The sequence below is a fragment of the Achromobacter sp. GQ309 genome (assembly GCF_059759315.1).
In genome coordinates this window covers 998,321-1,024,739 of sequence record NZ_JCAXDP010000001.1, presented here as the reverse complement: position 1 = coordinate 1,024,739, position 26,419 = coordinate 998,321, and the positions used below count along the sequence as shown (strand labels likewise).

Sequence of the window (26,419 nt, the reverse complement as noted above, 5' to 3'; positions counted from 1 at the left end):
GGCGGTCGACCAGACCCAAACATATAGCTTAGCGCTGCGCGGCCTCGCTCACACTAGCGTCGTGTTACTCGACTGACGCGCCCGACTTCTTCACCACTTCCGCCCAGCGCGGAATCTCGGTCGCCATCAGCTCCCGAAGCTCGTCGGGCGTGCTGCCGACCAGTTCCATGCCCATGGTCTTGCCCAGCTTTTCCTGCACGTCGGGTTCTTTCAGGATCAGGGCGATCTCGGCGGCCAGCTTGTCCAAAATGGGCTTGGGCGTGCCCTTGGGCGCGTACACCGCCTGCCAGGACGCCATCTGGAAGCCCGGCACGCCTGCTTCCTGCATGGTCGGGACCTCGGGCGCGAGGGCGATGCGGTCCTTGGTGGTGACGGCCAGCAGCTTGAGCTTGCCGGTCTGCAGCAGCGGCAGCGCCGCCGTCATCTGGTCGAACATGAACGTCACCGCGCCGGACGAGACATCCACCATGGCGGGCGGCGTGCCCTTGTACGGCACGTGCGTGAGCGGCACGCCGATCATGCCGGCGAACAGCTCACCGGCCAGGTGCGTCGAGGTTCCGGCCCCCGAGGACGCGAACGTGCGCTTGGTGGGGTCGCGCTTGAGCAGCGCGATCAGGTCGGCCACCGAGTTCACGCCCAGATTCGGATCCACCAGCAGCACGTTGGGCAGGAAGGCGATCAGCGACACCGGCTCGAAGTCTTTAACCGGGTCGTACTTCAGGTTCTTGTACAGGCTGGCGTTGATGGCATGGGTGCTGATCGTGCCGCCGAACAAGGTGTAGCCGTCGGGCGGCGCCTTGGCGACGTAGGTGGCGCCGATGCCGCCGGCGGCGCCCGGCTTGTTTTCGACGACGACGTTCTGCTTCAGGCGGTCGCCCAGCTTCTGCGCCAGCACCCGGCCCACCACGTCCGTCGAACCGCCCACGGTGAACGGCACCACATAGGAAATCGGCTTTTGCGTGGGCCAGTCGGCGGCGCTGGCGGGCAACGCCAGCGTCCCGAAGACCGCGCCGGCCAGAAGCGCGGCCAGCGCGCCCCGTCGTTGCGTGTTCATGATTTGTCTCCTGCCTTGTTTTATAGGTATGTATCGGGGTGCCGGCCGAGCCGGCGGCAAGGCTCAACGGCCCTGCTCTTTGCGCCAGGCGGCGAATTTGTCCTTCGTGCCCGGATCGGTGGGCGGGTACAGGCCCAGGATGGACGCGCCGCCTTGCACCTGGCTGGTCACGAAATCCTCGAAGGCGGTCATTTCGACTGCTTCCAGGGCGATCTCGTCGGCCAGATGGGCCGGAATCACCACCACGCCTTCGCGGTCGCCCACGACGATGTCGCCCGGCCACACGGCCACATCGCCGCAGCCGATGGGTGCATTGATGTCCAGCGCCTGGTGCAACGTCAGGTTGGTGGGTGCGGACGGACGCTGGTGATAGGCGGGAAAGCCCATCTCGGCGATTTCGGGGGAATCGCGAAAGCCCCCGTCGGTGACCACGCCCGCCACGCCACGCTTCATCAGGCGGGTGACCAGAATGGAGCCTGCGGACGCGGCGCGCGCATCCTTGCGGCTGTCGATGACGAAGACCGCGCCTTCCGGGCAGGTCTCAACCGCGGCGCGCTGTGGATGCGCGCGGTCTTCGAACACCTTGATCGTGTTCAGGTCTTCGCGCGCGGGGATGTAGCGCAGCGTGAAGGCCGGGCCGACCATGTTGGGCAGGTTGGCGTTCAGCGGGCGCACGTCCTGGATGAACTGGTTGCGCAGGCCGCGCTTGAACAGGGCCGTGCACAGGGTGGCGGTGCTGACGCCGGCCAGCCGGGCGCGGGTTTCGGGATTCATTTGGGACACGATGGCTCCGGGTATGTGATCGGGGATCTGAAAATGACGGGAATCAGAAGATGGCGGGTTCGGGCACGGGCGCGCCGAATTCCGTTTCCAGGAAGTCCAGGTCGCAGCCGTCGTTGGCCTGCAGGATGTGCTTGGAATACATCCAGCCGTAACCACGCTCGTAACGCTTGGGCGGCGGCGTCCAGGCGGCGCGGCGCGCGGCCATTTCCTCGTCGCTGATGTTCAGGTTGATGGTGCGGGCGGGCACGTCCACGGTGATCGTGTCGCCGGTCTTGACCAGCGCCAGCGGGCCGCCGATGTAGCTTTCGGGCGCGACGTGCAGGATGCAGGCGCCGTAGCTGGTGCCGCTCATGCGGGCATCCGACAGGCGCAGCATGTCACGCACGCCCTGCTTGACCAGCTTGGTCGGGATCGGCAGCATGCCCCACTCCGGCATGCCGGGACCGCCCTGCGGACCGGCGTTGCGCAGGATCATGATGTGGTCGGCGGTGACGTCCAGATTCTCGTCCTCGACCGCGGCCTTCATGCTGGGGTAGTCGTCAAAGACCAGCGCGGGACCGGTGTGGCGCAGGTATTGCGGCGCGCAGGCGCTGGGCTTGATGACGCAGCCGTCCGGCGCAATATTGCCGCGCAGCACAGCCAGCGCGCCCTCGTCGTAGATTGCCTCGTCCAGCTTGCGGATCACGTCGTCGTTGTAGACCTCGGCGCCCGCAATGTTCTCGCCCAGCGTCTTGCCGGTGACCGTCATGGCCGACAGGTCCAGGTGGGCGTCCTGCAGGCGCGACATCAGCGCCGGCAGGCCGCCTGCGTAATAGAAGTCTTCCATCAGGTAGGTGTCGCCGCTGGGCCGGATATTGGCGATGACCGGCACCTTGCGGCTGGCCGCGTCGAAATCGTCCAGGCCCACGGCGCAGCCCGCCCGGCGCGACATGGCGACCAGGTGGATGATGGCGTTGGTGGAACAGCCCATCGCCATAGCGACGTTGATGGCGTTCTTGAACGACGCCACGCTCAGGATGCGCTGCGGCGTCAGGTCGTCCCAGACCATCTCGACCACACGCCGGCCGCACTCGGCCGACATGCGCATGTGGTTCACATCCGCAGCAGGGATGGACGAGGCGCCGGGCAGCGTCATGCCGATGGCCTCGGCGATGGCGGTCATGGTGCTGGCGGTGCCCATCGTCATGCAGGTGCCGTAGCTGCGGGCAATGCCGCCTTCCACTTCCGTCCATTGTTCCTGCGTGATCTTGCCGGCGCGGCGTTCGTCCCAGAGCTTCCAGGCGTCCGACCCGGAACCCAGAATCTTGCCCTTCCAGTTGCCGCGCAGCATGGGGCCGGCGGGCACGTAGACGCACGGCAGGCCGGCGCTGATGGCGCCCATGATGAGGCCGGGGGTGGTCTTGTCGCAGCCGCCCATCAGGACGGCGCCGTCCACCGGATGGCTGCGCAGCAGCTCCTCGGTCTCCATGGCCAGGAAGTTGCGGTACAGCATGGTGGTCGGCTTGACGAAGGACTCCGACACCGAGATCGCGGGCAACTCCACCGGAAAGCCGCCCGCCTGGAACACGCCGCGCTTGACATCTTCGACGCGTTGCTTGAAGTGGCTATGACAGGGATTCAGGTCGGACCAGGTGTTGATGATGGCGATGACCGGGCGTCCCGCCCAATCGTCGGGGCCGTAGCCCATCTGCATCATGCGGGAACGGTGACCAAAGGAGCGCAGATCGTCCTTGGCCATCCAGGCAGCGCTGCGCAAGCTTTCGTAGGTGCGTTTCATGGGGATACGAGGATGCGGAGTAAGAGTCAAAGCATTTAAACACTAATACATTAGTGCGTCAGCTAGGTGAAAACCCGCTACACTGCGGCATTCGCCATCCGCCCATTCCTGCGCGGAACCTCGACATGTTTACTCGATGCAAAGCCAGAAGCTCAGACTGGATCGCTCCCGCCACGCGGCCCCACAGGTTTTCGAACACCTGCGGCGCCAGATCATTTCGCTCGAACTCGTACCTGGCGCACCGCTATCGCGCGTCACCCTGGCCGAGTGCTACGGTCTGAGCCAGACGCCCATCCGCGATGCGCTCATGCGGCTGGCCGAGGAAGCCCTGGTCGAAATCTACCCGCAGCACACCACGGTGGTCAGCCGCGTCGACATCGCGGCCGCCCGGCAGGCGCATTTCCTGCGCCGCTCGCTGGAACTGGAAATCGTCCACCTGCTGGCGCAGCGGCCCGACCCGATGCTGCTCCAGCGCCTGCAGGCCTCCATCGACCTGCAGCGCGCCGCCCACGCCACCGGCGAATACCAGCAATTCATCAACGCCGACCAGGCGTTTCACCGCGACATGCATGAAGCCGCCGGCGTGGCCAGCCTGTGGGAAATGGCGCAGCGCTACAGCGGCCACCTGGATCGGCTGCGGCGGTTGCATCTGCCGGAAGCCGGCAAGGCGGAACGCATCCTGGACGATCATCAGCGGCTGGTGGACGCCATCGCCGCGCAGGATCCTGCCCGGGCGCAACAGGTGCTGCGCGAGCACCTGTCGGGCACGCTCAGCCAGGTGGCTGAAATCTGCAAGCGTTATCCGGAATATGTGGTGACCGATTAGCCGGGGGCGCGCTGCGGCTGAAGGATGAACCGACGGCCGATTGGCGGACGCCTGCTGGCGAACGCGGTGGCGTGCCGCTATCGCGGACTCAATCCAGCGGATACCGCTGAATGACGGTCTTGCCGTTGCGTTCCGCAAGCGACAGCAAGCCGTCGCCGGTCTGGTCCAGGCCTAGCAGCCCGCGCTCCTGCTCGTGCGACAACTGGAATGGCCGCCAGGACCTGCCCTTGTCGCGGCTGTAGAAGTAGGTTTTCGTGTATTCGTTGCCCGAGAACAGCTGTTCGGCGTAGGTCTTGATGACCCACGCATTGCGCCCGAACCACGCCTGCCCGATCCACGACGCCGCGCCGCGCACGTTCGGCGAGCGTGATCGCTTCACCCAGGCCATGCCGGTCTTGTCCAGTTGGTAGATGGTGTCGCCTTCGGTTTCGAAGACGGGCTGATCGCGCGTCAGCAGCGCATGGGCGTCCTGGGCGGGCACCCGGGCAACGTCCGGCGTAATGCGGAACGCGGGCGACGCGCCTTCCTGGAATTGCACTTCGAAGCGGCGCGTCTCGATCAATTCGGGCGCGTCCTGGCCTTCCGGCCGCACGCGGGTGCGCCAGCTCCAGCCCACCGCGCGCGTGTCGTCCAGCGGGTAGAGCGACCAGCCATAGCCCAATTGCTCCGTGCCGTACGCCTTGCGATCCCGCTCCGCTATCTCGGCGAACTTGCGCTCGAACGCGGCCGAATCCGGCCACACCTGCTCTTTCAGCCGCGTCGCCGACCAGTGCTTGGCGCCGTCGCAGCTATGCAGCAGGCGCACGCCGGTCTCGTGGTTTTCCAGGGCAATCGCCAGCCGGTCGGTGAGAAAGGCCGTGTGCATCTGCGGCACGCCCAGCGTCACGTCGGGGTCGTAGGTCCACGTGACGCCCAGGTCGTCGGAACGCAGCGCATCCCAGGCCGCGGGCTGATCGCCTTCGCCCGGACTGCGCAGGGTGCTGGTGATCAGGTACAGCGGCTCGCCGCCGGGCGCACCGATCAACGTTACGCCGGTATCGCCGCTGATGGAGCCCAGCAGCTCGAATACGCCGGTGCCCCGTCCTCCGTAGATCAGGTTGCGCGTATCGGTGGTGGACCGGCCGGTCTGCAGCATGGTCAGGGCCAGATCGCCGTGGCCATGCGCCATGGCGGTGATGGCGCCGGTCTGCGCGAGCTGGATCCGCTGCTTTTGCAGCCTGTCTTTCAGCGCCGGGATCTGCGTGTCCAGCACGGGCGCCTGCGCCAGGCCGTCAATGTCCTTGGCGGTGACCAGAAGCTGGCCGGTCAGCAATTGGCGTTCGCCGTAACGCTGGATGGCAACGCGCGAGTAAGACGCCAGCGCCGGGCCATTGAGTTCACCCACGACCTCGCTGCGCGGCAGCGGATCGCCCATCGGGATGATCTGGTAGATGCCGCGCGCCAGCACGGCGGCGGTGATGACCGCCAGGCCAGCGGCCACGAGTCTGATGGTCTTGGGTCCAGGCATGCCGGGCATAATGCCAGCCCCCCACGCCGCCAGCCACATTTATCGAACGGACGGAACTATAGCGCGTTGCGCCCGGTTCTCTATACTGGCGTAACGCATGCTCACGTCTTACCGGACGCGCGCCCCTGCCCCGACACCACGGAATCGCCCATGACCGCAAGGCCCCCTTCTGCCCTCCTCGCCCTGGCCCTGTTTGTCGGGGCGAGCGGCGGCCCGATGGCGCATGGCGCCGCCGCCAACGATCCGGCCTGGGTGCCGGTCGACCCGCAGACGATGCCGGGCGTGTTCTACGACAGCAATTCCATCCGCACCGTGTCCGAAAGTCCAACGGTACGCGCGGTGACGGTGGCCTGGTTCTACGCGCAGCCGCGCATCTCCGAGGCCAATGGCCAACCCTACGGCTCGGTGACCCAGCCGGTGACGCTGAACTGCGCGGCCGACACCTATACCGTCACCCAGGTTCTGCACCACGCGGGCAACGACGCCACCGGGGCGATCGTGGAGTCCATCCCGGTGGCGGGCATCCGCAACGCGCCCGTCACGCGCGACCCGGTGCAGCGGCGGCTGCGAGACCTGGTGTGCGCAGCAAACGGCAAAAGCGCGCGCAAGTAGCGGGTGGCACGGGGTAGCCACCCCGGGTCGCTACTGGCCGCGCCAGTAGCGGTACAACGCCCGTGCGCCGGCGTCCAGCAGGAACCCCAGCACGCCGATCATCAGCACCATCGCCATCAGTTCCGAATACGCCAGCCGGTCGCGCGTGTCCAGGATGAAATACCCCATGCCGGCCGACACGCCCAGCATTTCGCACGGGACCAGCACGATCCACAGGATGCCGATCGCCAACCGCACGCCGGTCAGGATGTGGCCCATCACGCCGGGCAGGATGACGCTGCGCAGCGTCTCCCAGCGGGTCGCTGCCACGCTCTGCGCCAATTGCAGCCAACGCGGATCAAGCTGCTGCACGCCGGCAGCCGTGTTCAGCACGATCGGCCAGACCGCCGCGAACGCCAGCAGGAAGTAAACGGGATCGTCCCCGACGCCAAATACCATGACCGCGATCGGCATCCACGACAGCGGCGAGATCATGCGCAGGAATTGCATGGCGGGCGATGCGGCCGCCTCCAGCCGGCGCCAGCTGCCGATCGCCAGGCCCAGCGGCACGCCGATCGCCAAGGCCAGCCCCAAGCCCACCGCGATGCGCCGCAGGCTGACCAGGATGTGGTGCGGCAGGTCCGAGCCGGACAGCAATTCGCCCAGGCTGACGAAGGTGGGTCCGGGCGCAAAGCGCCGGGCCATGCCGCCCGCCGGCGCCAGGACTTCCGTGCCCAGCCACCACAGCGCCAGCAGGAGCCCCAACCCGCCCAAGCCGAGCGCGTAGCGCGCGCCCAGACCCAGGCCAGACGCCCTTGTGCGACGGGCAGGCGCCGCCGCCTGCCGCTGCACGTCGGGCGGCGCCTGTGCCACGGACTCGCGCCCCGTCACGCCTGCACCAGCTCGGTCCGGCTGTACGCGTCGGGAAAGCCGAAGCGCGTCAGGCCACCGGCCGTTTCGATTGCCCGCCGGACATAGCGATCGTCCACCAGTTCGGCCGCCGCACGCGCCGGATCCAGGTCGGCCAGGAATCCGCGGTCCGCCTCGATCAGCGTGTCGCGCAGCCGCCGCACCAGTTCCTCGGTGTAGCTGGGAAACGGATACGGCTGGAAGTCGATGCGGCGTTCGTCCCAATCGGCATGCCGGATCGCGCCGCTGGCCAGGTACTGCTCGCGGTCCTCGGGCGGCGGCGCCAGCACCTTGGACAACGCCGGCAGCGTGTGCGGGGTGTAGCGGTTGATGCCCTCTTTGGAGAGCAGCCGCGCCGTCTCGGCCCGGTTGTCGCGGATCCAGAGCTGCGCCTGCACGATGGCATCCACCACCTTCTGCGACCATTCCGGCCGCTGCGTCAGGTCCCGCTCGTGCATGAAGACGACGCAGCAAGCATGGTTGCGCCAGATGTCGCCGGTGAAGCGCAGCACCTTGCCCACGCCCAGGGTTTCAGCCGCCGCGTTGAACGGCTCGGCCACGATGTAGCCCGCAATGCGCTGCTGCGCCAAAGCGGGCGGCATGTCCGCGGGCGCCATGACGACCAGGTTCACTTCGTTGGCGGCCGGCGCGCCGTCCTTGCGCGCCACCGGCGTCAGCCCGTTTTCGCGCAGCAGGTACTGCAGCATGACGTTGTGGATGGAATACCAGAACGGGATTGCCACCGTCTTGCCGCCCAGTTCCTTCACGCTGTTGACGGCGGGCGCGACGGTCAGGCCGGAGCCGCCAACGTGATTCCAGGCCACCACCTTGGCGGGCACCTTGCTGCCAAAGCGCGCCCACACCGTCATCGGCGACAGCAGATGCACCACGTTCACCTGGCCCGAGATGAAGGCTTCGATCACCTGCGCCCAACTGCGCAGCAGCACGGGCTTTTCGGCCTTGACGCCCGCCTTGTCGAACAAGCCATTGTTGTGCGCCACAAGCAGCGGCGCGGCGTCGGTGATGGGCAGATAGCCGATGCGCACGGGCGCGTCCGGCTCCGACTGCGCCCGGGCATTGAAGGCCGACAGCAAAGATGCGGCGCCGCCGGCGGTCAGCAGGGCCGAGAGTTTCAACCAGTCGCGACGCGACATGTGTTCAAGGCACATCAGAAAGCTCCTAGCGAGGTGGGTCAGGCAGGCACGGCAGCGCCGCGCGAGGTCCGCAGCGCGGCGCGCAGGCGGGTAAGGATCTCCAGGCGCAGCGCGCCCATTTCCGGCAGCAGATCGGCGCGCGGCTGGGGCAGATCCACCTGCCACACGCCCAGGATGCGCCCTGGCGTGCCGCCCAGCAGCACGATGCGGTCGGCCAGCAGCAGCGCTTCATCGATGTCATGCGTGATCAGGACGGCCGCCGTCTGGAAGTCGGCGACCACCTTGCGAAGCAGTTCCTGCATGTCGCCACGCGTGACCTCGTCCAGCGCGCCAAAGGGTTCGTCCAGCAGCAGCACCGACGGCTGGCGCGCCAGGCATCGCGCCAGCGCCGTGCGCTGCGCCATGCCGCCCGACAATTGCGCCGGACGCAGATGCCGCGCATGCGCCAGTCCCACTTCGTCGATGGCCTGCGTCACGCGCGCGCGGCGCTGCGCATCCGTCAGCGCCGGCTGATGCTTGAAGTCCAGTCCGAAGGAAACATTGCGTTCCAGCGACAGCCAGGGCAACAGGCTCGGATCCTGAAACGCCACCGCCACGCGCGGGTGCACGCCGGTGAGCGGCGCGCCTTCCATCAGCAGCGTCCCGGCGGTGGCGGGCTGCAGGCCGGCCAGGACGCGCAGCAGGCTGGATTTGCCCGCACCGCTGGCGCCCAGCACCGCGACCACTTCGCCGCGCGCCAGATCCAGGTCGACGCCGTCAAAGACGGCGCCGTCCGCGCCGGGGTAGCGCAGCGCCAGGCCCCGGGCCTGCAACACCGGCAGCGGAGCCACCGTCATGAGGCGGCCTGCGCGGCGAGCCGGGCCTGGCGCTTGGCCAGTTCGGTCTTCAACTGCACCAGGCTCGGCGTGACGATGGGCAGGAACGCCGCCTCGCGCCAGCGCCGCGCAAAGCCGGCGCCACCAGGCTTCAGGTAGGCCGCGCCGCCGCTGGCTTGCAGTTCAAGCTGCACCGCCGCGTTCGCCACTTCTGCAAGCGCAATGCGGATTTCGAACAAGGCCCACGGTTCGGCTACAAAACGCTGACTGCGCACGCCTGCAATGAGGCTGGCCGTCAACTCGTCGAGTTGCGCGGACAGCGCCTGCAACGGTTGGCCCAGGATGCCGCGCGACGCCTGGCCCTGCCCCACTTGCCCGGCCGCCTGCAAGGCCCGGCGGGCCAGGCCAATTGACAGGCCGCATTGCAGGCCGGCGAACGCCGGACGCGCGCCCGGCAGATACTGCCGCGCGTCGGCGTGGATCAGCCATTCAGGACCGATGCGCACGCCGCGCACATCCAGCGCAGCAGTGTTGCTGGACTGCAGCGCCAGCAGCGACAGGTCCGCACTGCGTTCCAGTCCGGCAATATCGTGCGGCAGCGCGACAACCGCGGGCGTGCCGTCGGGCGCAGTGACGGCCGCCGCGACGAGAAAGCCCTGCGGCCGCAGATTCGTCACCCAGGGCATGCGGCCGTCCAGCGTCCACTGTCCGTCGACATCGCGTGCCGCAATCTGCAGCGACTCGATGCCGCTCAGGAACTTCATGGCGTTGGACAGCGCCGTGGCGCCCGCCAGTTCGCCGGCAAGCAACGGCGCGAGCCAGCGCTCGGCCAGCGCCGCATTGGGGCTGGTCAGCAGATACTCGATGAAGACGCGCTGGCCCCACGCGACGAACGCGCTGGCGACCGAGCGTTCAGCCACCTGCGACACCGCCTCGATCGCATCGCCGATATCGGTGCCGGCCAGGCCGCCCTGCGCCTCGGGCACGCCGATGCGGAACAGCCCCGCCGACGCCAGCCGCGGCAGCACCGTGGCGGCGTCAAGGCTGCCGTCGTCCAGCGCCTCGGCATGTTGCGTAAGCCAATCTTGCAGGTCCTGCGGCAGGATCGCGCCGCCGGCCAGGTCGGTCGCGTCAGGATGCCGGGTCGCGGTCTGCGCCGTCATTGCGCGCCGCTCCAGGCGTATTCGCTAAGTTGTTCGTTCAAGGGGGTCTGCGCCAGGTTGTTGGCAAAGTTGCAGATCGTGGCCAGGCCCACGCCCAGAATCACCTCGAGCGCATTGCCCTCGGTGAAGCCCGCATCGCGCAAGGCCTTGAGTTCCGCATCGTCGACGCGGCCGCGCGTGCGGATCACCGCTTGCGTAAATGCCGCCAGCGCCTGCAAACGCGCGTCGGGCAGCGTGCCCTGCGCGCGCAGCGCGTCCACGACTTCGGGAGACAGCTTGGCCTTGTTGCGCGCCAGCGCGGTGTGGCCCGCCACGCAGAAAGTGCAGCCGTGCAGCGTGCCGGCAACCAGTTGCACGACCTCGCGCTCCTGCAGCGTCAGGCCGGCGCGCGCATTGATCTGCGACAGCGTCTGGTAGGCCTCGAGCGCGGCGGGCGCGCTGGCCAGCACGCCCAGCAGGTTGGACAGATACCCTGCGCCCTTCTCGGCTGCGGCCAACGCCGCCTGGGTGGGTTCGGGCGCGCTTTGCGCGGTGTGCACGGTCAGACGGGCCATGAAGATCTCCATTGGGCTATCGATTGAAAACACCATTTTGCGTGCAGCGCCCCGCAAGCGACAATGCACGAGGATCGCAACTTGATGCTAGATCTTATCGACTTTCAGCTATGCGCTTATAACCGAACGCCACCTTGACCCTCGATTCCGCCCTCACCGATCAAGCCGCCGTGGACGCCGTGCTGCTCTCCAGCCTGGAGGTGCAATCCAGTCTTTATCATCTGGGCCAATACTGCGGCAACTGGACCGCCAGCACCAGCGGGCGCGCCCGCGCCAGTTTTCACCTGATCCTGCACGGCCGTTGCCGCGCGGACATTGCATCGCGCCAGGAATCGCACACATTGGCGGCGGGCGACGGCATCTTCTTCCTGCGAGACATCGCCCATGTGTTGACGCCCCTGCAGCCGTCCGCCAGCACCGGCGCCGTGTGCGGCCCGATGCAACCGCTATCGCCGCGTCAGCCTGACGGCACGGGCCTTGCCTGCGGGTTCTTCCAGTTTCGCCCGGGGCTCGCCGATTTGCTGGCCGACACCCTGCCCGACTATCTGCTGCTGCGCGCGGACGACGACCGCTTTCGCGCCGCACGCGGTGTGTTCGACCTGATCCTGGACGAAACCACAAGGGAGCCATCCGCCTCGCCCGTCGTGCTGGAGCGGCTGACGGACCTGCTGATCTTCTTCATGCTGCGCCACCTGGCGATTCAGGACCGCCAGGCGCACGGCCTTTTCGTGCTGGCGCGCGATCCGGCAATGGCCGGACTGCTGCAGGCGATATTGGCCGAGCCCGCCGCGCCCTGGAGCATGCAGGACATGGCGGACCGCGTCCACATGTCCAAGGCCACCTTCCACCGCCGCTTCACGCTGCAAAGCGGCACCACGCCCGCGCAGCTATTGCAGTTGCTGCGCATGCGTGTGGCGCGGCGGTTGCTGGATCAGGGCATGGGCATCCAGGAGGCCGCCGAACGCGTGGGTTACCAGTCCCAGGCCGCCTTCAGCCGGGTGTTCCAGCGCACGGAAGGCATGGCGCCGTCCGCCTTGCGACGGCGCCGGCCCGCATCGGTCTGATCGGTTTCCAGCCCGGTGCGAGCGTCGGCTCGCGCGTTTACACCTGTGCCAGCGCCTGTTCCAGATCGGCGATCAGGTCGTCGATGTGCTCGATGCCGATGGACAGGCGCACGGTTTCCTCGCGCACGCCGGCCTTTTTCAGTTCCTCGGCGTTCAACTGGCGGTGCGTGGTGGATGCCGGGTGCGTTGCCAAAGACTTGGAGTCGCCGATGTTGACGAGACGCGTGAAGAGCTGCAGCGCGTCCTGGAAGCGCGCGCCGGCGTCGCGGCCGCCCTTCACGCCGAACGTAAAGAGTCCCGGCACCTTGCCGCCCAGGTACTTCTTGGCCAGCGCATGGTCCGGATGATTCGGCAGGCCCGCGTAATTCACCCATTCCACCTTCGGGTGCTCGCGCAGGTAGCTGGCGATCTTGACTGCGTTTTCCACGATGCGGTCCACCCGCAGCGCCAGCGTCTCGATGCCTTGCAGGATCTGGAATGAATTGAACGGCGAGATCGCCGCGCCGGTGTTGCGCAGCGGCACCACGCGCGCACGGCCGATATACGCGGCGGGACCGAAGGCTTCGGTATAGACCACGCCGTGGTAGCTGACGTCCGGCTCGTTCAGGCGCTTGAAGCGGGCCTTGTGCTCGGCCCACGGGAACTTGCCCGAGTCGATGATGGCGCCGCCCAGGCTGGTGCCGTGTCCGCCCAGATACTTGGTCAGCGACTGCACCACGATGTCGGCGCCGTGCTCGATGGGACGCAGCAGGTACGGCGACGGCACGGTGTTGTCGACGATCAGCGGCAGGCCGTGGCGATGCGCGATCTCGGCCAACGCGCCGATGTCGGTGATGTTGCCCAGTGGATTGCCGACCGATTCCGCGAAGATGGCCTTGGTGCGGTCGTCGATCTGCGCCTCGAAGGCGGCCAGATCGGACGGGTCGGCGAAACGCGTGGTGATGCCGTATTGCGGCAGCGTGTGCGCGAACAGGTTGTAGGTGCCGCCGTACAGCGTGCTGGACGAAATGATGTTGTCGCCCGCTTCGGCGATGGTGAGGATCGCGTACGTGACGGCGGCCTGGCCCGACGCCAGCGCCAACGCGGCGATGCCGCCTTCCAGGGCCGCCACGCGCTGCTCCAGCACGTCGGTAGTCGGATTCATGATGCGGGTGTAGATGTTGCCCGCGACCTTCAGATCGAAGAGGTCCGCGCCGTGCTGCGTGTCATCGAACGCATAGGCCACCGTTTGGTAGATGGGCACCGCCACCGCGCGTGTGGTCGGATCGGGGCGGTAGCCGCCATGAACGGCCACGGTTTCCAGGCGCCAGTTGGGCTTCTTCGCTTCAGTCATCAGTCTCTCCGGTCAATACGTGATTGAAAATTCAGATCAGGCCGCAAATGCGCGCGCGGCGCGCAGAATGCGTTCGATGTCTTCATGGTTGTTATAGGCGCCCACGGACAGGCGCACGTAACCATACTCCACGACGCTTGCCACGACACCGGCCTGCGTCAAATGCGCCAGCGCCGCCGCAGGATCCGCCACGCGCAGCGCCGTGCTGGTGCTGCGCACGTCATCACCCGGCGGCGACACGACTTGCGCGCCCAAGCTGCGCAGTCCGTCGCTCAGCGCCTGCGACAGTTCCAGCACCCAGGGCTCGATGCGCTCGGGCCGCGCCTGTTCGATCAGGTCCAGCGCGCCCGCCCAGCCGGCGATGCCGGGATAGTTCAGGTTGCCGGTCTCCAGCCGCCGCGCGTCATTGGCGTCCGACACCGCGGTCTGCCATTGCAGGCCGGACTTGTCCAGCGTGGTCACGCCAGACGGACCGATGTAGAACGGGTCAAGCGCATTGAGCAGCCGCGGCGACACGTGCAGCAGCCCCACGCCAAGCGGACCCAGCATGCCCTTGTGCGCGCCGCACGCAAAGGCGTCGACGTGCCAGTCATCGACCTGCGCGCGCAGCAAGCCCGCGCCCTGGATGCCGTCGACGACAAGCCAGATGCCGCGTTCCGCGCAGCGGCGCCCCAGCTCCTGGATGTCGGTGCGCAGCCCCGTCCCGTACTGCACCCACGACACCGCGATCAATCGCGTGCGGGCATCCACGTGCTGCCAGAGGTCATCGACCGTGAAGCGATGCGCGCGCGCCTGCGCCACGCGCACCTGTACGCCACGCCGGCGCAAATTGAGCCACGGCAAGGCGTTCGAGGGATGTTCCTGATCGTCGACGATGAGGTTGTCGCCCTCCTTCCAGGCCAGCCCCTGCGCGACCGTGTTCAACCCTTCGGTGGTGTTCTTGGTGAACGCCAGCCGGCGCGCGTCGCCGCCGATCAAACGGGCCAGCCGCACGCGCAGGGCGTCGGCATTACGCAGCCATTGCGGCTTGTCGCTGCGCACATGCGTGATGCTGTCGAAAAAGCCGGCCACCGCGGATGACACATGCGGCGACAAGGGGCTGGTGTACGCGATGTTGGCGTAAGCCTTATCGCGCGTGATGGGAAACAGCTGTCTGAATTCGTCCTGCCAAGCCATGCGCAACCTACTCCGCCAGACCATCTGGCATGCGGGCATTCTAGGTATATGACGCGCATCTGGATAAGGCTTAGTTTTCATATTGATATGAGTATTAAGTCGCTCGGCAAACCACTACGCGCCCATAGAATTCGTGCCTCTCTTGCACACAACAATCATGGGAACAGCATGCGTTTGAATCATCTATTCAAGGCCGCGGGCATTGCCGCCGCGATGGCGCTTGCCGGCGCATCGCAGGCCGGCACGGTGGACACCATCAAGAAGCGCGGTGAACTGGTGTGCGGTGTCAGCCAGGGGTCGGCAGGGTTGTCGATTGCCGACAAGCAAGGCCGCTGGACCGGCCTTGACGCCGACCTGTGCCGCGCGCTGGCCGCCGCCGTGCTGGGCGATCCGGAAAAGACCCGCTTCGTGCCGCTGAGCTCGCAGCAACGCTTTCCGGCGCTGCAGTCCGGCGAGATCGACGTGCTGAACCGCAACACCACCATCACGTCGGGCCGCGACGCCGGACTGGGCATCGCGTCGGCCGGCATCGTGTTCTACGACGGCCAAGGCTTCCTGGTGCCGCGCAAGCTGGGCGTCAAGAGCGCCACCGAACTGGAAGGCGCGCAGGTCTGCGTGCAGCCCGGCACCGTCAATGAACAGAACCTGGTCGACTACTTCAAGAAGAACAAGCTCAGCTATCGCCCCGTCGTCATCGAGAACCTGGTCGAGCTGGAGCAGGCCTTTTACGCCGGCCGCTGCGACGTGTATCTGTCGGATGCGTCCACCCTCGCCGCCAGCCGCGCCGCCCGCGCCAGCAAGCCCGACGACTTCGTCATCCTGCCCGAGCGCATCAACAAGTCGCCGCTCGGCCCCTTCGTACGCCAGGACGACCCGAACTGGGCCGCCATCGTGCGCTGGACGGTCAACGCACTTGTCGCCGCGGAAGAGTTGGGCATCACCGCTCAGAATGCCGACAGCCAGACGCGGAGCACCGATGCGCAGGTGCGCCGCCTGCTTGGCGTGGACCCCGGCATCGGCAAGAGCTTCGGCCTGGACGAAACGTGGGCCAGGCAAGCCATCAAGGCCGTGGGCAACTACGGCGAGGTGTGGGACCGCAACCTGGGCGCCGCCACGCCGCTCAAGCTGGAACGCGGCTTGAATGCGCAATGGAACAAGGGCGGTTTGTTGTATTCGCCGCCGTTTCAGTGATGCGCTTCGCTTGGTGCGAATCGCTTGGTGCGAATCGCTTCGTGCGAATCGCTCGGTGCAGATCGCTTAGTGCAGATCGCTCGATGCAGATCGCTCGATGCAGATCGTTTGATACGCATCGCCTGATGCGCATTTCTCGATGATTCGCGGGCGGGCCACCGGGTCCGCCCTTCTTCTTTTTTGATTGATGCCGCCCGGCCCGCCATGACTGCCACCTCGCTTCCTTTCCCGTTGACTGCCCCGTGGCGCCGCTGGCTACCTGCGCTGGCGTGGATCCTGGGAGTGGGCGGCATGGCGGCCCTTTTGGTGCTGCACATCGAATCGGTGCAGGCCGCCCGAGGTATCCAGGGCGGGTTCGGCTTTCTCTTTCAGCCGGCGGGCTTCCGCATCTCTGAGAGCCTGCTCAACGTCACGCCGGAGGATCCTTACTGGATGTCCCTGGCCGCGGGACTGGTCAATACGCTGACCGTCGCCTTCGTGGCAATACCGCTGGCCACTGTCCTGGGCGTGGGGCTGGGATTCCTGGGGTTGTCGTCAAACCCGCTGGCGGCCCGCGCTGCCGCCTTGGTCATCGCACCGCTGCGCAACACGCCGGTGCTGTTGCAGCTATTCGTCTGGTATGGCTTGCTGTTGCGGCTGCCGGATCTGCGTCAAGCCTGGTCGCCGCTGCCTTCCGTGCTGCTGTCCAATCGCGGGTTGGCCTTGCCCGCCTTGCATGGCTGGCTGCCTTATGCGGGCGTGGCAGTGGCTGCGCTAGCGGTGGCCTGGTACGCCCGCCGCCGTTGGCGCAATACCGCGTTGCCCGCTTCGTCTGCCGCCGCACTGGCCGCAATATTGGCTGCAATACTGGCCGCCGCCACGATCACGTGGGCGCTATTGCCCCCTATGCAGCTCGACCTCCCCGTCAAGCGCGGGCTCGGTTTGCAGGGCGGCTGGCAACCCAGCATCGAATTTGCCGCGTTGACCCTCGGTCTCGTCGTCTTTCACGCCGCCTACATCGCCGACATCGTGCGCGGCGCGATCCGTGCTGTTCCCGTGGGCCTGGTCGAAGCCGGCCAGGCCTTGGGCCTCACGCCCGTCAAGGTGCTGCGGCTGGTGATCGCGCCCTACGCCACGCGCGTCGCATTGCCGCCCTACTCCAACCAATGCCTGGCGCTCATCAAGAACAGCACGCTCGCCATCGCAATCGGCTACCAGGAGCTGATGGCCGTCATCAACACGGCCATCACGCAAACCGGGCTGGCGCTGGAAGGCATTGCGCTTGCCGTAAGCATTTACCTGACGCTGGCGCTCTGCCTGGGCGGCGGGTTCTCCGCGTGGAACGCGCGCAATACGCGGCACGGCCCCGGCGACACGCACGGCGCGCGCCTGGGTGACCGCGCATTCCGGGATGGCGCTGTTCGTAAGGCCAGGACCCTTCGGCGCAAAGCGATGTCGGCCGTTCTGTCTTTGCTGCTGGCCGCCGTGGCCTGGTCACTGCTCGATTGGGCGGTACTTCGAGCCGTGTGGTCAGGCGACCCGATGACCTGCGCAAATGCGGCGGGCGCCTGCTGGGCCGCCGTGCGCGAGAACCTGCCGTTGTTGTTCTACGGCACCATGTCCGACGTGCACCGGGGGCCCGCGCTGATCGCGTCCCTGGCCCTTCTGGCCGCCATCGCTGTCGCCCTGGGCGCGCGTCGCGTACCCGCGCGCATGCGTGTTGTCTTGTTGGCCGCGCTGTTTGGCGTTGCCGTGGCCGCGCTGACCGGCTGGCCGTGGGGCGGCGATTTCATCGGACCGCAACGCTGGGGCGGACTGCTCGTCACGTTGGTCCTGGCGATCGCCGCGCTGGTGGCGGCCGTGCCGCTGGCTTTCGCGCTGGCCCTGCTTCGCCGGTCCGGCAGCCCCGGCGGTTCATTGGCCGCAGCCGGTCTGATCGAAGCGGTGCGCGGCGTGCCGCTGGTGACCCAGCTGCTGTTCGCATCGTTTGTGCTGCCCATGTTGCTTGGCGGCGGCGTCTCCAAATTCAGCATGGCGCTGGCGGCGCTGACCCTGCATACCGCGTGTGTGCTGGCCGAAGTGCTGCGCGGCGCGTTGCAGGCGATTCCGCCCGGCCAGATGATGGCCGCACGCGCCTTGGGCATGCGGCCCGCGCTGGCCTATGCCTGCGTGATCTGGCCGCAGGCCCGTCGCATCGCCGCGCCAGCCGCGCTGGGCGTCTTTGTCGGCGCGGTCAAGGACACATCGCTGGTCAGCATCATCGGCGTGTTCGACGTGCTGGGCGCGGCCAAGGCGGTGGTCGCGGGCACCGATTGGCGGCCTTATCACGTTGAGGTGTATCTGGCGGTGGCGCTGTTGTATCTGGCCGCCAGCCTGGCGCTGTCGCGCGTCGCGCGCCGCATGGAGGGGCGCGCTGGAAAATGACGGGATGCCGAGCCGGGCAGAGAAACCGGCTCGGCAGAAAGATCAGCCGCCCGCCCCGCTCCCGATCCCCCCATGCACCACGCTAATGCGCTGAAGCCATGCCGGCCGCGGCGCGGCATCCAGCCAGTTTTTGACGATCAATCCCAGTTCCGTATCGCCAGCGATACGCAGACGGCGCTGAAAGAACAAGGTATCTGCATCTGTTTCCGCGCGCATGAGCGCCAGAAAGTCGGCCAGCTTCGCGCCAAGTTCCAGTTCGGCGGCGGCTTGCGGGCCCTTGTTCCACAGCGGCCGGAAGGCGCCGTCGCGCACCACGAAGCTGCTGCGCAGCCCCAGGTCTTCGACGGTGATGGCAAAGGTGCGTCCGTTCAGTTCGGCGGGCGGCTCCAGCCACTTCAGGCGGCGGGCCAGTTCAAGTCCCGCGACAAAATGCAGGGACACGAAAGGTCCCGGCACGCGCTTGCCCAGCTTGGCCAGCATGGGCGGTAGAGTCAGGGCTGCGCTCATGCGGTGGCCTCCTGCAGGCCGATACCGGCCTGCCCGTAGTAGTAACCATTGCAGCGGCCGATGCCCGCGGGCGGCGAAACCGCATCGGGCTTGACGCCGCGGCGCGTGGCGTCAAGCGCGGCGATCGCTTCGAGTGTGCCGGCCGATTGCGGGCTGACACGCAGGACGTCGACGCCCATGCCCGCCAATTCCGGCGCTTCGGCCAACAGGTCCAGGCATGCGGCCGATTGCACCTGGATGCCATTGATGCCAAGAAATTCGCGCGATTCGCGGGTGCGCATGTCCAGGCCATCAGGGTGCTCGATACAGCGGAAGCCGCAGTCGTCCTTTTTCAGGCGGAAGTGCCGCGCCGTGAAGCAGCGCGCCGAGAACGCCAGCGCCATCCTGCCCCACACCATGACTTCGGCCTGCATGCCGGCGGGACGCTCGCACAGCAGCCGTTCCAACGTAGGACCGTCCATTTCAAGTGGCGCGACAAAGCGCACGGCGCCGCGGTTCGCCAGCCAGGTCAGCGTGCCGCCGTGATAGGCATTGACGTGCGGGCCGGCAACAAAGCCGCGGCCGCTCAGATGGCGCACTGCGCCCAGTTCGCCGGCCTCGACCATGAAGTCCTGCTGTTCGCATAGCTTCTTCAAGGCGCTGGCCTCGGCGCCGGTCTCGATCAGCGTGCGGCCCGACAGCACCACGGTCTTGCCCACCGCGCGCAGATCACGCGCCAGTTCAAGCCAGTCGTCGGCGCGCAGCTCGTGCCGCCGGCTACAGACTGTTTCGCCGATGTAGACGATGTCCGCCGGGCTTTCGGCGACGGCGGCGTAGAAATCCATGGTGCGCTGGCGCGGCCAGTAGTACAGCAAGGGGCCGACGGAAATCTGAAAGGGGATTTGGGTCATTTCCATGGGCGTTCGAAAGCGCCTTGTGTGACTTGTGAACCCTCGGCATGGCGCGCCAGCATGGCGTTCCATTCGGGGCGCGGAGAAAAGCGCGACGCGTCCGCATGCACGCTGTCCAGCGCGGCGCGCAGCGTGGACACCACCTGCGTGACATACGCCGGGCTGCGCTGGCGTCCTTCGATCTTGATGGCGGATACGCCCATTTCGGCCAGCTTGGGCAACAGGCCGATGGCGTTCAGACTGGTGGGTTCTTCCAGTGCGTGGTCGGCTTGGCCGTCCACTTCGAACCGGCCCTTGCACAGCGTGGGGTACGCGGCCGGTTCGCCGGGTTCGTAGCGGTCGATGAGAATGCCGGACAGGCGCGCATCCATGCGTCCGTCTTCTTCGACCCAGCGCACCGCGTGCGCGGGCGAACAGACGCCCTTGTTGTTGGGAGAGTCGCCAGTGGCGTATGAAGACAGCAGGCAGCGGCCTTCGGCCATGACGCACAGGCTGCCAAAACCAAACACCTCGACCTCGACACTGACATTGGCGCAGATGCGCGCGATTTCCGTCAGTGTCAGCACACGCGGCAACACCACGCGGCGGATGCCGAACTGTTCCTTCATGAGTTCGATGGCGTCGGTGTGGGTGGCCGAGCCCTGTACAGACAGATGCAGGCGCAGGTCCGGATAGCGGTCGCTGGCGTAGGCCAGGAGGCCCGGATCAGCCATGATGACGGCGTCGGCGCCGAGGTCGTGGGCGGCATCGACGGCGGCTTGCCATTCGGCCATGCGGCCGGCCTGCACAAATGTATTGATGGCGAACAGCACGTGCCGGTTGTGGCGATGCGCCAGTTCGACGCCTGCGCGGATGTCGGCTTCGGTGAAATTGAGCCCGGCAAAGTTGCGGGCGTTGGTGGCGTTCTTGAGCCCGAGATAGACGGTGTCGGCGCCCGCTTCAATCGCCGCTTTCAAGGCGGCCAGACTGCCTGCCGGGGCCACGAGCTCTATGGGAGAGGTTCGAGTTTGCATGACGGCCAGTCTATGGGCCGCCCGTCCCCCGGGCCTTGTCGAAAATCAAACCGCGCGGCGCGCGCGGCGGCTTTTATAGGACTATTCCTCGGTGTACAGGCCCCGCTCGACCGCATACACCGCAACCTGCACGCGGCTGGTCAGATTGAGCTTTTTCAGCACGTTCTGCACATGGATCTTGACGGTGCTTTCGCTGACATCCAGTTCGCGCGCAATGACCTTGTTGCTGGCCCCGCGCGCCAGCCATTGCACGATCTGCGTTTCGCGTGCGGTAAGGCGGTGACGTTCCGCGGTGCCGGGTGGCGGCGGCGTCTGGCTGGCCTGTCCCCGGAACTGCTCGACCAGCTTGGCCGTCATGCTGTCCGCAATGACGGCTTCGCCGTTGGCGGCGCGGCGGATGGCGGACACCAGGGCGTCCGCGTCGATGTTCTTGACGAGGTAGCCGCGGGCGCCGTCGCGCAGCGCCTGTCCAAGCTCGTCGGCTTCTTCGGACACGGTCAGGATGATGACCGCGCAGGTGGGCAGATCCTGCGTCAGGAGCTGCAGCGTTTCCAGCCCCGACAAGCCGGGCAGATTCAGGTCCAGCAGCACGACGTCGGGTTTGAGTTCCTTGGCGCGCTTCAGGCCCTCGACGCCGTCCCCGGCCTCGGCAACGACCTCGAAGTCGGGCTGGCGCTGCAGCAGCAGGCGGACACCGGAGCGGAACAGGGTGTGGTCGTCGATGAGCAGGATGCGGATGGTCATGATGGGCAAGGATGTCAGGCGGCCTGGCGCTCGGCGCCAGGCAAGGTGAGCGCCACGCGCGTGCCGGCGCCGGGCTGCGATTCGAGTTTTATCACGGCGCGCATACGAGCGGCGCGCTCGCGCATGATGTGCAGGCCAACATGGGATTCGCCGCGCTCGGCGACGTCGGCGGGATCATACCCCTGCCCGTCGTCGGCAATCAGCAGAGTGAAATCGCGGCCGTTTTTTACGGCGATGCGCACGTGGCTGGCCTCGGAATGCTTGCGCACGTTGGACAGCGCTTCCTGCAGGATGAACAGCACCTGCAGTTGCTGCTCGGGCTGCAGCGGCGCGCCTTCGCCTTGGCTGAATGTCAGATCCGTGTCGATGGCGGTCTGGCGGCGGAAACGCGCCACCGTGTCTTCAATGGCCGCCTGCAGGTCGCCCTGCGACAGCTTGCTGCGGAAGTTGGTCAGGAGTTCGCGCACGTCCTGATAGCTTTCGTCTACGCCGGTGCGCAGCAGCGGCAGGATTTCGCTGACTTCTTCTTCGTCGCCGCGCTTGATGGCGGCATCGAGCATCTGCAATTGCAGATTCAGGAAGTTCAGCCCTTGCGCCAGGCTGTCGTGCAGGCCCTGCGCCACCAGCCCGCGCTCTTGCACCACGGCCAATTGGCGTGCCTGCGCGCTGAGGCGCCGGTTGTCCAGCGCCACTCCCAGGTGCTGCCCAAGCGTTTCCAGCAGCTGCGACTCCGACGCCAGCAGGCGGCGCTGCGTGCGGAAATGCAGCGAATACGACCCCAGGACTTCGTCGCGCGTCACGATACGGAACACCGCCACGCTGGCAAAGCCGTCGCGCTGGCAGTTCAGATCCATGTCGGGCGGCGACTGGCGGAAGTCCTGGATGACGATGACGCCAGCCTGGCGGGTGGCGACGCCGCAATAGCAGTCGTCGACCTTCATGCAGTGTTCGGATTCGACCAGATCGTCGGACAGGCCCACCGACACCACGAGGTTGAGCTTTTCGTTGTTGGGGTCCAGCGCGCGGATGCTGCCCGCTTCCGCATCGAACTGCAGCATGACGCGGCGCAGAAAGCCATCGCACATGGCCTCGATTTCATTTGGCTGATTCAGGAACGCGGCCATGTCGTAGAGCGCACCGATGTCGCGGTTCTGCGCGGCAAGCTGCGCCGTCTTCTGTTCCACCCGCTGTTCCAGGCTGGTGTACAGGTCTTGAAGTTCGTCTGCCATGCGGTTGTAGCCGCGCGCCAGCACGCCGAACTCGTCCTGGCTTTCCACCGGCAGGCGGGTGCTGAATTCGCGGTCGGCCATGCGCTGCAGGCCGTCGCGCAGGCGCAACACGGGTGAAATGATCCACAGATACAGCAGGTAGATCATGGCAAGCGTGCCCGCGCTGGCAATTGCCGCCAGCACGCCCTGCGACAGGCGCAGCGACGTGGTCTTGCCGGCGTTGTCCTGTTCGATCATGCGCACCAGGGTATCGGCGCGGGCCACGAACTCGGGCAGCGTTTCCAGGTAGCTTGACGCATCCGGCTGGCCGATGGAACGCAGGGCCGCCGGCTTCATGATGTCGCGCCAGTATGCAGCCACGTCGTGCCACTGGGCGCGGATGGCGTTGTCGTTGGGAATGAAAAGCGGCCGCGCGGGATTGCCCCGCGCCAGCCGCGCGATGGTCTCGTCCAGAATCGCGATCTGTTCTGTGGTGCGCACTTCGCGCCCGGCTTGCGGCCGCATCAGCTCGACGGCGACGCGGTTGGCTCGCATGCGCAGGCTGCCGGTATCGTTGATGGCCGCGCCCGCGCCTTCCAGTTGCCAGGACAGCCACAGCGTCCAGCTGACCATGGACAGCACGACGATCAGCGCCAGCAGTGAACTTGCCACGATGCGCGTGGACAGCCGGTGCCGGGGCGAAGGCAGCGCGTCGGGTTGGGCGGCGGTATCGGTGGACTTCATGAATGTCAGGGCTGGAAGCGCAGTTCGGGTGTCAGTGTAGTCGCTTCCCGCCAGCAATCCGGCGCACGCGTGCCCATTGCGTCACTCACGCGATCAACGCAGTCCAAGCGTGCGGCACAGAAAATCCGCCACCTGGGCAGGATCGTTCAGCGGCAGGCAGGGCAAGTCAATGTCCAACGGCGCGTCGGTCACGACCGCCAGAAATGCAGGGTCTTCCGTGTGCAGGGGCGGTTTGCCCAACGCCGGGCGGTAGACCTCGATGCGCGGGATCGCGGCCTGCTTGAAGCCTTCGACCAACACCAGATCGGCGGGCGATAGGCGCGCCAGTTGCGCCTCCAGGGTGGGTTCCGGCGCGTCGCGCAGCTCGTGCACGATGGCATACCGGTACGGCGAAGCGATCATGACCTCCTGCGCGCCGGCGGTGCGGAATCGCGCGCTGTCCTTGCCCGGCGGCTCCATCTGGAAGTCGTGATGGCTGTGCTTGATGACGTTCACGCGCAGGCCGCGGGCGCCAAGCAGCGGCAGCATCGCTTCGATCAGGGTGGTTTTGCCGCTGCCGGAGCGGCCGGCGATACCGAATACAGGAGTCATACGAGGGCAGGTTCCGTCAGCAAGGGGCACACGATGGGCAAAAACGTGTCTGCCCGCGGGGAGTATGCCAGCAAAGCGCCCGCCACCAGGTCGAAGTACCAGCCATGCAGTGACAGGCTGCCCGCGTCGACCGCCCGCCGCACGAAAGGCAGGTCTTCAAGATTGCGAAGGGAAATCAGGATGGACGCCTGTTCGCAGGCGCGCCGGCGCTCTTCTTTCGAGGCATCCGGCATCTGCCGCAACACCTGCTCGCGCGCCGGTTCTGCGATGTCCATCCAGCGTCCCAAATAGTCGGTTTCACCGTCGCGGCGGATGCGCCGTTCCATCAGGGCGCGGATGCCGCCGCATTGCGCATGGCCCAGCACGATGATGCGGCTGACCTGCAATTGCTCGACCGCAAACTGGATGGCCGCCAGGACGCCCTGCAGGCCGCGGTCCTTGCTGCACGGCGGCACCAGATTCGCCACATTGCGCACGGTGAAGATGTCGCCGGGATCACACCCCAGCAGCATGGCCGGATCCACCCGGGAATCGCAACAGCCGATCAGCAGCGTGCTGGGATGCTGGCCGTCGCGCAGATTGCGGTACAGCATTGGTGCGTCTTCGTAGTATTGCTGCTGAAAGCGCTGGAAGCCGCCGACGAGTCGTTCAAGATCTTGCATATCAGCCTCCCGTTTGCGCCATGAAGCGCACGATGCGTTCGGGCCGGGCGTTGAAGTCATGGCGCTCCGGCTTGGCCGCGATGCCTACCCGGATGGCCTGGATAAGCTCGGCGTCGCTGGCGCCCGCGCGCAGCAGGTGTCCAAGCGGCACCTGGTCTTCCTGGCCCAGGCACAGATATAAGGTGCCATCCACGCCCAGCCGCACGCGGTTGCAGGTGGCGCAGAAATGGCGCGACATGGGTGTGATGACGCCCAGCACCGGCGCGCCCTGCCCGCTTGTCCAGTAGCGCGCCGGGCCGTTGCGGGATTCGGACAACGACGGCACCAGGCCAGCATCGGCCGCAAGACGGGCGCCCATCGCGCTCAGGTCGGTATGCGTATAGCCGCGACCGCATTCGCCCATGGGCATGGGTTCGATCAGCCGCAGCACGAAGCCCTGCTCCACGGCATACGACAGCAGGCGGCGGACTTCGGATTCCGGCGTGGCCGCATGCACCACGCTATTGAGCTTGATCGGCGAAAAGCCGGCTTGCCGCGCGGCCGCCAGCCCGGCCAGCACGGAATCCAGACAGTCGCGCCCGGTGATCTGCGAGAACGCCGCGGCGTCCAATGTGTCCAGGCTGATGTTCAAGCGGCTCACGCCGGCCGCGCGCAGCGACTGGGCATGGCGCACAAGCTGGGTGGCGTTGGTGGACACGGACAGGTCGCGCAGTCCGGGCATGGCGGCGATGGTGGCGGCCAGCCCGGCCACGCCCTTGCGCAGCAGCGGTTCGCCGCCGGTGAGCCTGACCTTGGCCACGCCCAGGCCCACGAACAACCCGACCAGCCGCGCCATTTCGTCGTGGGACATCCAGTTGGCCGGCGTCTCAAAGCCCTTGAAGTCCTTGGGCAGGCAATAGCTGCAACGCAGATCGCAGCGATCGGTGACGGAGACGCGCAGGTAGTCGATGCGGCGGCCGAAGCCGTCGGCCAATACGGCAGGGGCTGGCTCGTCCATCATGCGGCGCTCCCGGCGAAGACCCGTTCGGGTTCGCCGTCGTCCAGGTCAATGCCGGAGATCTTGGCGCGCCCGACCAGCAGCTTGGTGTATTGCCGCCAGGCGGTGTCGCGGCTCATGGTGGTGAGCGCCGTCGCAATCTGCTTTGCGACGTGCTCGTAAGGCAAGAGGCGGCCTTCAACGCGGCGCGTGACGCGCACGATGTGCAGGCCATGCCGCGTTTGCAGCAACTGCGGCAGCAGCCCGCCCGAGGGCAATGCAAACACCGCGCGTTCGAACTCGGGCACGGTGTCGCCGCGGCCGAGTTGACCCAGATTGCCGCCCACCGCAGCGGACGGGCAATTGGACTGCTCGCGGGCAACCTCCGCGAACCGGGAGGGATCGGCCAGCAGCTCGGTCAGCACCACGTTGGCATGCGCCTTCAACATGTCCAGGTTCACGTCGGGCGTGACCTGGAACAGGATGTGGTCCGCCTCGACCAGTTCACCCACCATGAAGCGCTCGGGGTGCATCTGATAGAAGCGCCGGCACGCCTGGTCGTCGGCTTCGGGCGCCGGCGCCTGGCTGGCGAGCAGCGCGCCGATCGCGCTTTCCTCGTCGGACACGTCCAGACCTTGCCGGCCGGCCTCGTCCAGCAGCACGCGCCGCAGCACCAGGGCCGTGACGGCCTCGCGCATGGGATTGCCGGCCTCGGCGTGCAAGGGAAGTTCACGTTCCAGATCCGCGTCGTTCAGTTCGACGCCATTGACGATGACAGGCATGT

The 26,419-nt window shown here is 66.8% G+C and carries 25 protein-coding genes; 5 read left to right on the top strand and 20 right to left on the bottom strand.

The features are described 5' to 3' along the window. Nucleotides 1-64 precede the first annotated feature (64 nt). From AC6CIE_RS04720 to araD, 3 genes are all read right to left on the bottom strand, one after another. Entirely contained in the window at nucleotides 65-1,054 is a 990-nt protein-coding gene (locus tag AC6CIE_RS04720; RefSeq protein ID WP_105239161.1) for a Bug family tripartite tricarboxylate transporter substrate binding protein, read from the bottom strand. Between the two features lie 63 nt (nucleotides 1,055-1,117). Beyond that, nucleotides 1,118-1,828 carry a ribonuclease activity regulator RraA gene (locus tag AC6CIE_RS04715; RefSeq protein WP_056561707.1) on the bottom strand — a complete coding sequence of 237 codons (711 nt, stop codon included), beginning with the start codon at nucleotides 1,826-1,828 and terminating at the stop codon, nucleotides 1,118-1,120. A 52-nt stretch (nucleotides 1,829-1,880) separates the two neighbouring features. Further along, nucleotides 1,881-3,614, bottom strand: a complete 1,734-nt coding sequence (araD, locus tag AC6CIE_RS04710; RefSeq protein WP_175183625.1) for an L-arabinonate dehydratase — start codon at nucleotides 3,612-3,614, stop codon at nucleotides 1,881-1,883. Nucleotides 3,615-3,750: 136 nt separating this feature from the next. On the opposite strand from araD, the gene AC6CIE_RS04705 reads away from it, so the two are divergent. Continuing rightward, entirely contained in the window at nucleotides 3,751-4,440 is a 690-nt protein-coding gene (locus AC6CIE_RS04705; protein WP_175121319.1) for a GntR family transcriptional regulator, read from the top strand. 88 nt (nucleotides 4,441-4,528) lie between these two features. Here AC6CIE_RS04705 and AC6CIE_RS04700 read toward each other — a convergent pair whose 3' ends face one another. Beyond that, on the bottom strand, nucleotides 4,529-5,947 hold the full coding sequence (locus AC6CIE_RS04700) for a hypothetical protein (protein ID WP_498091381.1): 1,419 nt from the start codon (nucleotides 5,945-5,947) through the stop codon (nucleotides 4,529-4,531). 150 nt (nucleotides 5,948-6,097) lie between these two features. Here AC6CIE_RS04700 and AC6CIE_RS04695 point away from each other — a divergent pair, with 150 nt between their 5' ends. Continuing rightward, entirely contained in the window at nucleotides 6,098-6,559 is a 462-nt protein-coding gene (locus tag AC6CIE_RS04695; RefSeq protein ID WP_175183627.1) for a surface-adhesin E family protein, read from the top strand. Nucleotides 6,560-6,589: 30 nt separating this feature from the next. Here AC6CIE_RS04695 and AC6CIE_RS04690 read toward each other — a convergent pair whose 3' ends face one another. The 5 genes from AC6CIE_RS04690 to AC6CIE_RS04670 are packed head-to-tail and all read right to left on the bottom strand — an operon-like array spanning nucleotide 6,590 to nucleotide 11,133. After that, on the bottom strand, nucleotides 6,590-7,429 hold the full coding sequence (locus AC6CIE_RS04690) for an ABC transporter permease (RefSeq protein ID WP_370633036.1): 840 nt from the start codon (nucleotides 7,427-7,429) through the stop codon (nucleotides 6,590-6,592). Then, complete coding sequence (locus AC6CIE_RS04685; RefSeq protein ID WP_498091379.1) at nucleotides 7,426-8,616, bottom strand: ABC transporter substrate-binding protein; 1,191 nt, start codon at nucleotides 8,614-8,616, stop codon at nucleotides 7,426-7,428. The genes AC6CIE_RS04690 and AC6CIE_RS04685 overlap by 4 nt, the downstream gene beginning before the upstream one ends. Before the next feature lie 23 nt (nucleotides 8,617-8,639). After that, nucleotides 8,640-9,437 (bottom strand): ABC transporter ATP-binding protein, encoded by a 798-nt coding sequence (locus AC6CIE_RS04680; protein WP_239212710.1) that lies wholly within the window; start codon nucleotides 9,435-9,437, stop codon nucleotides 8,640-8,642. Then, complete coding sequence (locus tag AC6CIE_RS04675; RefSeq protein WP_498091377.1) at nucleotides 9,434-10,579, bottom strand: acyl-CoA dehydrogenase family protein; 1,146 nt, start codon at nucleotides 10,577-10,579, stop codon at nucleotides 9,434-9,436. Before AC6CIE_RS04675 ends, AC6CIE_RS04680 begins: the two co-directional genes overlap by 4 nt. Next, nucleotides 10,576-11,133 carry a carboxymuconolactone decarboxylase family protein gene (locus AC6CIE_RS04670; protein WP_175121313.1) on the bottom strand — a complete coding sequence of 186 codons (558 nt, stop codon included), beginning with the start codon at nucleotides 11,131-11,133 and terminating at the stop codon, nucleotides 10,576-10,578. The genes AC6CIE_RS04675 and AC6CIE_RS04670 overlap by 4 nt, the downstream gene beginning before the upstream one ends. Before the next feature lie 134 nt (nucleotides 11,134-11,267). Between AC6CIE_RS04670 and AC6CIE_RS04665 the strand changes: the two genes are divergently transcribed. Further along, nucleotides 11,268-12,197 (top strand): cupin domain-containing protein, encoded by a 930-nt coding sequence (locus tag AC6CIE_RS04665; protein ID WP_498091375.1) that lies wholly within the window; start codon nucleotides 11,268-11,270, stop codon nucleotides 12,195-12,197. A 37-nt stretch (nucleotides 12,198-12,234) separates the two neighbouring features. Here the strand turns inward: AC6CIE_RS04665 and AC6CIE_RS04660 are convergent, their stop codons facing one another. After that, the gene (locus AC6CIE_RS04660; protein ID WP_175121311.1) at nucleotides 12,235-13,530 is read right to left on the bottom strand and encodes an O-acetylhomoserine aminocarboxypropyltransferase/cysteine synthase family protein; all 1,296 of its coding nucleotides are present in this window, start codon (nucleotides 13,528-13,530) and stop codon (nucleotides 12,235-12,237) included. Between the two features lie 36 nt (nucleotides 13,531-13,566). Further along, complete coding sequence (locus tag AC6CIE_RS04655; RefSeq protein ID WP_498091373.1) at nucleotides 13,567-14,706, bottom strand: aminotransferase class V-fold PLP-dependent enzyme; 1,140 nt, start codon at nucleotides 14,704-14,706, stop codon at nucleotides 13,567-13,569. Nucleotides 14,707-14,874: 168 nt separating this feature from the next. Between AC6CIE_RS04655 and AC6CIE_RS04650 the strand changes: the two genes are divergently transcribed. Next, nucleotides 14,875-15,897: an amino acid ABC transporter substrate-binding protein gene (locus tag AC6CIE_RS04650; protein WP_498091372.1), complete on the top strand. Its 1,023-nt coding sequence runs from the start codon at nucleotides 14,875-14,877 to the stop codon at nucleotides 15,895-15,897. A 291-nt stretch (nucleotides 15,898-16,188) separates the two neighbouring features. Then, entirely contained in the window at nucleotides 16,189-18,300 is a 2,112-nt protein-coding gene (locus AC6CIE_RS04645; protein WP_498091370.1) for an ABC transporter permease subunit, read from the top strand. Between the two features lie 42 nt (nucleotides 18,301-18,342). On the opposite strand, the gene ubiT is transcribed toward AC6CIE_RS04645, so the two are convergent. The 9 genes from ubiT to AC6CIE_RS04600 form a co-directional block, all read right to left on the bottom strand. Continuing rightward, nucleotides 18,343-18,807 carry a ubiquinone anaerobic biosynthesis accessory factor UbiT gene (gene ubiT, locus AC6CIE_RS04640; RefSeq protein WP_498091368.1) on the bottom strand — a complete coding sequence of 155 codons (465 nt, stop codon included), beginning with the start codon at nucleotides 18,805-18,807 and terminating at the stop codon, nucleotides 18,343-18,345. Beyond that, complete coding sequence (locus AC6CIE_RS04635; protein WP_424918463.1) at nucleotides 18,804-19,703, bottom strand: U32 family peptidase; 900 nt, start codon at nucleotides 19,701-19,703, stop codon at nucleotides 18,804-18,806. The genes ubiT and AC6CIE_RS04635 overlap by 4 nt, the downstream gene beginning before the upstream one ends. Then, nucleotides 19,694-20,710 (bottom strand): ubiquinone anaerobic biosynthesis protein UbiU, encoded by a 1,017-nt coding sequence (gene ubiU, locus AC6CIE_RS04630; RefSeq protein ID WP_105239174.1) that lies wholly within the window; start codon nucleotides 20,708-20,710, stop codon nucleotides 19,694-19,696. Before ubiU ends, AC6CIE_RS04635 begins: the two co-directional genes overlap by 10 nt. Nucleotides 20,711-20,791: 81 nt before the next feature. After that, nucleotides 20,792-21,454 (bottom strand): response regulator, encoded by a 663-nt coding sequence (locus AC6CIE_RS04625; protein ID WP_175121305.1) that lies wholly within the window; start codon nucleotides 21,452-21,454, stop codon nucleotides 20,792-20,794. A gap of 14 nt (nucleotides 21,455-21,468) precedes the next feature. Next, the gene (locus AC6CIE_RS04620) at nucleotides 21,469-23,406 is read right to left on the bottom strand and encodes a type IV pili methyl-accepting chemotaxis transducer N-terminal domain-containing protein (protein WP_498091366.1); all 1,938 of its coding nucleotides are present in this window, start codon (nucleotides 23,404-23,406) and stop codon (nucleotides 21,469-21,471) included. 93 nt (nucleotides 23,407-23,499) lie between these two features. Then, complete coding sequence (mobB, locus tag AC6CIE_RS04615; RefSeq protein ID WP_175136324.1) at nucleotides 23,500-23,997, bottom strand: molybdopterin-guanine dinucleotide biosynthesis protein B; 498 nt, start codon at nucleotides 23,995-23,997, stop codon at nucleotides 23,500-23,502. After that, nucleotides 23,994-24,659, bottom strand: coding sequence for a carbonic anhydrase (locus tag AC6CIE_RS04610; RefSeq protein WP_175121302.1), 666 nt, complete (start codon nucleotides 24,657-24,659; stop codon nucleotides 23,994-23,996). The genes mobB and AC6CIE_RS04610 overlap by 4 nt, the downstream gene beginning before the upstream one ends. A 1-nt stretch (nucleotide 24,660) precedes the next feature. Further along, nucleotides 24,661-25,659, bottom strand: a complete 999-nt coding sequence (moaA, locus tag AC6CIE_RS04605; protein ID WP_498091364.1) for a GTP 3',8-cyclase MoaA — start codon at nucleotides 25,657-25,659, stop codon at nucleotides 24,661-24,663. Further along, on the bottom strand, nucleotides 25,656-26,417 hold the full coding sequence (locus AC6CIE_RS04600) for a peptidylprolyl isomerase (protein ID WP_175183638.1): 762 nt from the start codon (nucleotides 26,415-26,417) through the stop codon (nucleotides 25,656-25,658). Before AC6CIE_RS04600 ends, moaA begins: the two co-directional genes overlap by 4 nt. Nucleotides 26,418-26,419: the final 2 nt, after the last annotated feature.

Excerpts from the sequence above, each read along its gene's own strand:
- AC6CIE_RS04655 (WP_498091373.1), bottom strand. The coding sequence starts at position 14,706 with ATGGCTTGGCAGGACGAATTCAGACAGCTGTTTCCCATCACGCGCGAT.
- AC6CIE_RS04720 (WP_105239161.1), bottom strand. The coding sequence starts at position 1,054 with ATGAACACGCAACGACGGGGCGCGCTGGCCGCGCTTCTGGCCGGCGCG.
- AC6CIE_RS04600 (WP_175183638.1), bottom strand. The coding sequence starts at position 26,417 with ATGCCTGTCATCGTCAATGGCGTCGAACTGAACGACGCGGATCTGGAA.
- araD (WP_175183625.1), bottom strand. The coding sequence starts at position 3,614 with ATGAAACGCACCTACGAAAGCTTGCGCAGCGCTGCCTGGATGGCCAAG.
- moaA (WP_498091364.1), bottom strand. The coding sequence starts at position 25,659 with ATGATGGACGAGCCAGCCCCTGCCGTATTGGCCGACGGCTTCGGCCGC.
- AC6CIE_RS04705 (WP_175121319.1), top strand. The coding sequence starts at position 3,751 with ATGCAAAGCCAGAAGCTCAGACTGGATCGCTCCCGCCACGCGGCCCCA.
- AC6CIE_RS04620 (WP_498091366.1), bottom strand. The coding sequence starts at position 23,406 with ATGAAGTCCACCGATACCGCCGCCCAACCCGACGCGCTGCCTTCGCCC.
- AC6CIE_RS04610 (WP_175121302.1), bottom strand. The coding sequence starts at position 24,659 with ATGCAAGATCTTGAACGACTCGTCGGCGGCTTCCAGCGCTTTCAGCAG.
- AC6CIE_RS04700 (WP_498091381.1), bottom strand. The coding sequence starts at position 5,947 with ATGCCTGGACCCAAGACCATCAGACTCGTGGCCGCTGGCCTGGCGGTC.
- AC6CIE_RS04695 (WP_175183627.1), top strand. The coding sequence starts at position 6,098 with ATGACCGCAAGGCCCCCTTCTGCCCTCCTCGCCCTGGCCCTGTTTGTC.
- AC6CIE_RS04650 (WP_498091372.1), top strand. The coding sequence starts at position 14,875 with ATGCGTTTGAATCATCTATTCAAGGCCGCGGGCATTGCCGCCGCGATG.
- ubiT (WP_498091368.1), bottom strand. The coding sequence starts at position 18,807 with ATGAGCGCAGCCCTGACTCTACCGCCCATGCTGGCCAAGCTGGGCAAG.
- AC6CIE_RS04635 (WP_424918463.1), bottom strand. The coding sequence starts at position 19,703 with ATGGAAATGACCCAAATCCCCTTTCAGATTTCCGTCGGCCCCTTGCTG.
- AC6CIE_RS04660 (WP_175121311.1), bottom strand. The coding sequence starts at position 13,530 with ATGACTGAAGCGAAGAAGCCCAACTGGCGCCTGGAAACCGTGGCCGTT.
- AC6CIE_RS04685 (WP_498091379.1), bottom strand. The coding sequence starts at position 8,616 with ATGTGCCTTGAACACATGTCGCGTCGCGACTGGTTGAAACTCTCGGCC.
- mobB (WP_175136324.1), bottom strand. The coding sequence starts at position 23,997 with ATGACTCCTGTATTCGGTATCGCCGGCCGCTCCGGCAGCGGCAAAACC.
- AC6CIE_RS04715 (WP_056561707.1), bottom strand. The coding sequence starts at position 1,828 with ATGAATCCCGAAACCCGCGCCCGGCTGGCCGGCGTCAGCACCGCCACC.
- AC6CIE_RS04675 (WP_498091377.1), bottom strand. The coding sequence starts at position 10,579 with ATGACGGCGCAGACCGCGACCCGGCATCCTGACGCGACCGACCTGGCC.
- AC6CIE_RS04625 (WP_175121305.1), bottom strand. The coding sequence starts at position 21,454 with ATGACCATCCGCATCCTGCTCATCGACGACCACACCCTGTTCCGCTCC.
- AC6CIE_RS04680 (WP_239212710.1), bottom strand. The coding sequence starts at position 9,437 with ATGACGGTGGCTCCGCTGCCGGTGTTGCAGGCCCGGGGCCTGGCGCTG.
- ubiU (WP_105239174.1), bottom strand. The coding sequence starts at position 20,710 with ATGCAAACTCGAACCTCTCCCATAGAGCTCGTGGCCCCGGCAGGCAGT.
- AC6CIE_RS04670 (WP_175121313.1), bottom strand. The coding sequence starts at position 11,133 with ATGGCCCGTCTGACCGTGCACACCGCGCAAAGCGCGCCCGAACCCACC.
- AC6CIE_RS04645 (WP_498091370.1), top strand. The coding sequence starts at position 16,189 with ATGGCGGCCCTTTTGGTGCTGCACATCGAATCGGTGCAGGCCGCCCGA.